This is a genomic window from Mesorhizobium sp. M7A.F.Ca.CA.004.06.1.1 (assembly GCF_003999135.1).
GTDB lineage: Bacteria > Pseudomonadota > Alphaproteobacteria > Rhizobiales > Rhizobiaceae > Mesorhizobium.
Window position 1 is genome coordinate 1 of sequence record NZ_RZPQ01000487.1, and the last position, 4,535, is coordinate 4,535.

At 54.3% G+C, this 4,535-nt stretch carries 4 protein-coding genes and 2 pseudogenes; 5 read left to right on the plus strand and 1 reads right to left on the minus strand.

The annotated features are described in order from the left end of the window. The 5 genes and pseudogenes from EN906_RS24035 to EN906_RS24055 all read left to right on the plus strand — a co-directional run. On the plus strand, window positions 1-349 hold a 349-nt coding region (locus EN906_RS24035; protein ID WP_206529158.1), incomplete at its 5' end, for a hypothetical protein. A 35-nt stretch (window positions 350-384) separates the two neighbouring features. After that, window positions 385-486: pseudogene (locus EN906_RS38455) on the plus strand (ABC transporter permease); the annotation flags it as partial. A gap of 188 nt (window positions 487-674) precedes the next feature. Next, window positions 675-1,871, plus strand: coding sequence for an ABC-three component system protein (locus tag EN906_RS24045; RefSeq protein ID WP_127266997.1), 1,197 nt, complete (start codon window positions 675-677; stop codon window positions 1,869-1,871). After that, window positions 1,868-2,356, plus strand: a complete 489-nt coding sequence (locus EN906_RS24050) for a three component ABC system middle component (protein WP_127266996.1) — start codon at window positions 1,868-1,870, stop codon at window positions 2,354-2,356. Before EN906_RS24045 ends, EN906_RS24050 begins: the two co-directional genes overlap by 4 nt. Further along, entirely contained in the window at window positions 2,353-4,299 is a 1,947-nt protein-coding gene (locus EN906_RS24055; protein ID WP_127266995.1) for a DUF3732 domain-containing protein, read from the plus strand. The genes EN906_RS24050 and EN906_RS24055 overlap by 4 nt, the downstream gene beginning before the upstream one ends. Before the next feature lie 80 nt (window positions 4,300-4,379). On the opposite strand, the pseudogene EN906_RS24060 reads toward EN906_RS24055, so the two are convergent. After that, window positions 4,380-4,535, minus strand: a pseudogene (locus EN906_RS24060) (MoaD/ThiS family protein); the annotation flags it as partial.

Here is a 4,535-nt window from a genome sequence, read left to right on the forward strand (position 1 = left end):
ATCCATAGCCTCTGCATTGTTCAGCCTGCAGAAGGCACTGCCGGCCCTGAATGCGGCGTTGGCGCGCACCGGCCCCGAGGCCGTTGAAGCACGGCTGCAAAGCATCGGCGACGATCCGAAGCTCCAAGGTCTCGCGCAGCTGGCCAAGAAAGACAGTCTCTCCGCCAAGAGCAACCTGCGCTACGTCGACAGGATCCTCAAAAGCATCGAGAGTGGCTTCAACACGGTTGATGGCGACATTCTGGTCAAGAATGACCAGGGCCAGTACCAGCTCGGTGATTTCTCGATCTCGTTCAAGGGCCAGGCGATGCTGACCTCCAGGGATACATTCGAAGCATTCGCGGGCTGAGTCGCCTCGCGGCACCCGTCACCTCGGCATGAAATCTCCCGGTGCTGACGACCCTGCTAATGCCCGAGGAGGCAAGGCGGATCTTGTTCGTGCTGTTCGTGACGGCGGCGTATTTGCGGATCGTGGAAGAAAAGTAGCCATTCACTCGTCACAATTCGCGCCAGTGTCCAAGGCCGCAGAAATCACAACTGCGCAGCAATTTTCGCACTCGCCCATCAAATCGAGTGGTTGTTTATTTAAAATAACCCAGATATTTAAATCGCAAACATAGATGGGGGATGAGTTGGAACGTGTCTCAAATATCCTGTTATTGAGTTTCCGGTGAATGACCGACTCTAGTTCGGCGTTTTCGGCAGCGGAGCAGGGGCTAGGTTATATATATCAGGCCAGATTTGCACTCCTGAAGGTGCTCGATCTTCCGGAGGATGGTGCTGTATACATCGAAAGAAATGATGACGTAGAATTTGTAGCCACCAATGCAGGTGTCTCGCTGGCTTCGCTTAAGCACAAAGCCCCAGGAGACAGGCTCTCGGACTTATCGGTCGACTTCTGGAAGTCGGTGCGCATATGGATCAAATACTACAAGGCGAGCGGTATGGAGGCGTCTGACGCCCGCTTCCTTTTGTTCAGCACTGCGAGTATTTCTCCCAACTCATTCCTTACCCTGTTTACCGGTGTGCAAGCAGATGACGGCACTAGAGCTGAAGTGGCCGCGAATATTCTGGCTCAAAGCCAGTCCCGTGAAATCGCAAAAGTCAAATCCGAACTCGATGGTTTGACCGCCGAAGAGACCCGAGATTTCTACGGACGCATAACGATCTTCCCAGCGGCACCACGAATTAATGAAATTCCGATGTTGGTGGATCAACGGCTTCGCACCGTCCGCCGAGAATTCCGCGTCGCTTTGTTCGAGAGACTTGAGGGTTGGTGGACCGACACCGTTATTAAGCTTCTGTCTGGCGAACGGAAGAAACCGATCAAGGTCCAGGAGGTTTCCGACAAGCTTGCGGCGCTCGCCGACGAGTATCGAGCGGATAACCTGCCCATAACGTTCCGAAATCGCCATCCAGACGGCAAGATCGATGCCTTAAACGACCCACGAATATTCGTTGAGCAACTGCGTGTGCTCGATCTGCCGGCAGGTCGAATCCAAAACGCGATCCTCGACTACTACCGGGCGTTCGAACAGCGCTCGAGTTGGGCTCGCGAAAACCTGCTGGTCTCGGGTGAGATCGAGGAATACGAAGACCGTCTCGTCGAGGAATGGGCACATTATCGGGAGATCGCATTCGAGACCATTACCGATGATAGCCAACCTGATGCATGCATTGCAGCCGGCAAAGAGCTTTATCTTTGGGCAGAGATGGAAACGGAAAGGCTAAGAATACGGGAGCGCGTCATGGAGCCATATGTGGTTCGCGGTGCTTTCCATATTCTCGCCAATTCGACTCCATCTCCCCGAGTTTATTGGCATCCGCGATTCATGCAGCGCTTGGCTCAATTGTTGGGCATTGCCGCATGAAAAGCTGGAGCGAGCGGCCAATTGAGATTCGCAACCTCTTCAACCCTGCATTTTGTGGCCTTGTGCTCTTTCGCGCTTTATCTGGGTTCGAGGAGGAAGCCAAAGAAGGCATGCCATTCTCGTTGTCCCTGCTGATTTTGCCATTGTGTTTGCAGCGCCAGTCTCGTGAAACTTTGCAGCGCGGAAACCGCGGTTATTTCTTGAAGGTGGTTGCGGAGCATCCGGAACTCCAAGTTGGATTCGACCGTCGTTGCACCGATATCCTTCCGTTCACTTTCGAAGCACTCGGGTTGCTCATGCATGTCGATGCACTGGCTGTTCAGCCGGACGGCCGGTTGCTTTCCAAGCCAAAAGGTGTGCGAAAGACTATTAACGGCACTCCTGAGTCCATAGCTTGTCAACGCGTTGCGGCGTTCTTGGGAAAAGAGTTCGCGCGCATTGGTGATAGAGGAACTATCTATACCACACTGGGCATTAGACCATGAAGATCAAGTCAATCCATATATATAGTAATGATGGCCGCCGTCGGGATGTGATCTTTCATGATGGCCTCAACGTAATTACTGGCAGGTCCTCCACCGGCAAATCCGCCCTTTCGGATATCATCGAATATTGCATGGGACGATCGACCTTCAACGTGCCCGAAGGCGTGATCCGGGATCACGTAACTTGGTACGCGGTTATTTATCGTTTCGAGGGCGAACAGGTGCTCGTGGCGAAACCAGCTCCTGTACTTGGTGCGCAAAGCGGAAGTACCGTCATGGTTCGCCGCGGAGCCGTGCTAAATGCACCAGCGTTCAACGAACTCGTAGTCAACGACACTGATGACGGCGTCGTCGCTCTGCTAACGGGGTTGCTCGGCATTCCTGAGAATACCACCGATGTTCCGCTTGAAAACAGTCGGGACAGCTACGATGCAAACGTAAAACATACCTTCTACTACCTGTTCCAGAAACAGGCGATTGTAACCAACAAGGATCAGTTGTTCTATCGCCAGAACGAGCCGCACCAGCCGCAAGCGATCAAGGACACGCTACCCATCCTGCTGGGGGTGTCTGGTAGAGACAAGTTTACACTGGAATCCCAACTGCGCATTGCGCAACGCGAGCTTCGCTTAAATGCAAAGCTCGTCCAGCAAGCCAACGAAGCAATCGACAGTTCCGAGGAGCGCGCGATCGGCCTCCTGTCGGAAGCTCGGGCCGTTGGCATTCTACGATCCATTGGCGGCGACGAGGTGGCGGTCGTCGATCTTCTCCGACAGGCTCTTGACTGGCAACCAACGCCTACACCCGAAGACGACGGTCAAAGGGTGTCAACCATCGAGAACGACTTGGTCGATCTCAGGGAACGACGTCGAGAGACACAGCGCCGGATAGAAAGCGCGCAGCAGTTCGCCCGCCGAGCGGAAGGTTTCCAGAGCGAAGTTACGGAGCAACGGGATCGCTTGAGTTCTATCAAGGCACTCCCCTCCAACAAGGCCACAGGGGAATGGCAGTGGCCATTTGTAGAAGCCAACCTCGGCATGACAACCCCTATTGCCGAGGCACTTTTATCGGAACTCGCCTCTTTGGATCGCGAACTGATAGCTGTGACTGGCGAACGGCCCGCCTTAGAAGCCTATTTGGTCGAGCGGCAGAAGGAAGTGGTCTCGATAGGAGACGACCTCCGAAGCAGGGAGTTGGAACTAGCTTCCGCCATTGCGGCCAGCGAAGTAATCGCCCAGACGGGCAGCAGGAACAACGCCGCTTCACGTGTGGTCGGTCGCATTAGTTTGTTTCTGGAGAACCTTGTACCCGATACCGAGATGACGAAGCTTAAGAATGAGGAGCGCCGACTCAAGGCCAAGGTAGAAGGTCTCGAACGAAAGCTTGGCGCCGATGATACAGAATCTCGTTTGGTATCGACACTCAGCAATATCTCTATGCATATGTCTGGATACATCGCCGCTCTCGGTGGTGAGTTTGGCCAGTACCCGGCTCGCCTTGACCTGCACAATCTCACTGTCGTTATAGATCGGCCTGGTCGGCCGATCTATATGAACAGGACAGGTGGCGGCGAAAATCACTTGGCGTATCATCTGGCCGCACTACTGGCCCTTCATCGGTTCGCTTCGACTTACGGTCAGCCCATACCGAGATTCATGCTAATCGACCAACCGACACAGGTATATTTTCCTTCGGAGAAGGCTTACGCGGAAGCTGGAGGGTCAATCGAACAGACTGAAAAGGATGCCGATCTGGAGGCCGTTAGGCGGCTGTTCGAGGTCCTGTCTCGGTTCACGATTCAAGATGCGCCCGGCTTCCAATTGATTGTTACTGAGCACGCGAACCTACGTGACGATTGGTTTCAAGCCGCGTTGGTTGAAGGGCCATGGACTAAGCCGCCAGCTCTTGTTCCCGACGACTGGCCTGATATTCCTCTCACATAATGAAATCTTTGCGTTGTGTTCGCTATTTCAATTCACTTGGCCAGATCTGCGTCGTCGACGGCGGGGATACGGCTGTCCGCCTACCCACCCGCCAGCCTCGGCAGCAGAAAATCTCCGCCCCCTGCGGCAATTCCTTCGACCACGTCTCGCGATAGATCGTCCCATCGATCGCCACCGCGATGCCTTTGTCGATCCAGGGCTCGAGGCCGGGATACTGTTCAGCCAGCTTCCTGAAC

Bases quoted from the DNA above. Each gene is read 5' to 3' on its own strand.
- EN906_RS24055 (WP_127266995.1), top strand. From the start codon at position 2,353: ATGAAGATCAAGTCAATCCATATATATAGTAATGATGGCCGCCGTCGG.
- EN906_RS24045 (WP_127266997.1), top strand. From the start codon at position 675: ATGACCGACTCTAGTTCGGCGTTTTCGGCAGCGGAGCAGGGGCTAGGT.
- EN906_RS24050 (WP_127266996.1), top strand. From the start codon at position 1,868: ATGAAAAGCTGGAGCGAGCGGCCAATTGAGATTCGCAACCTCTTCAAC.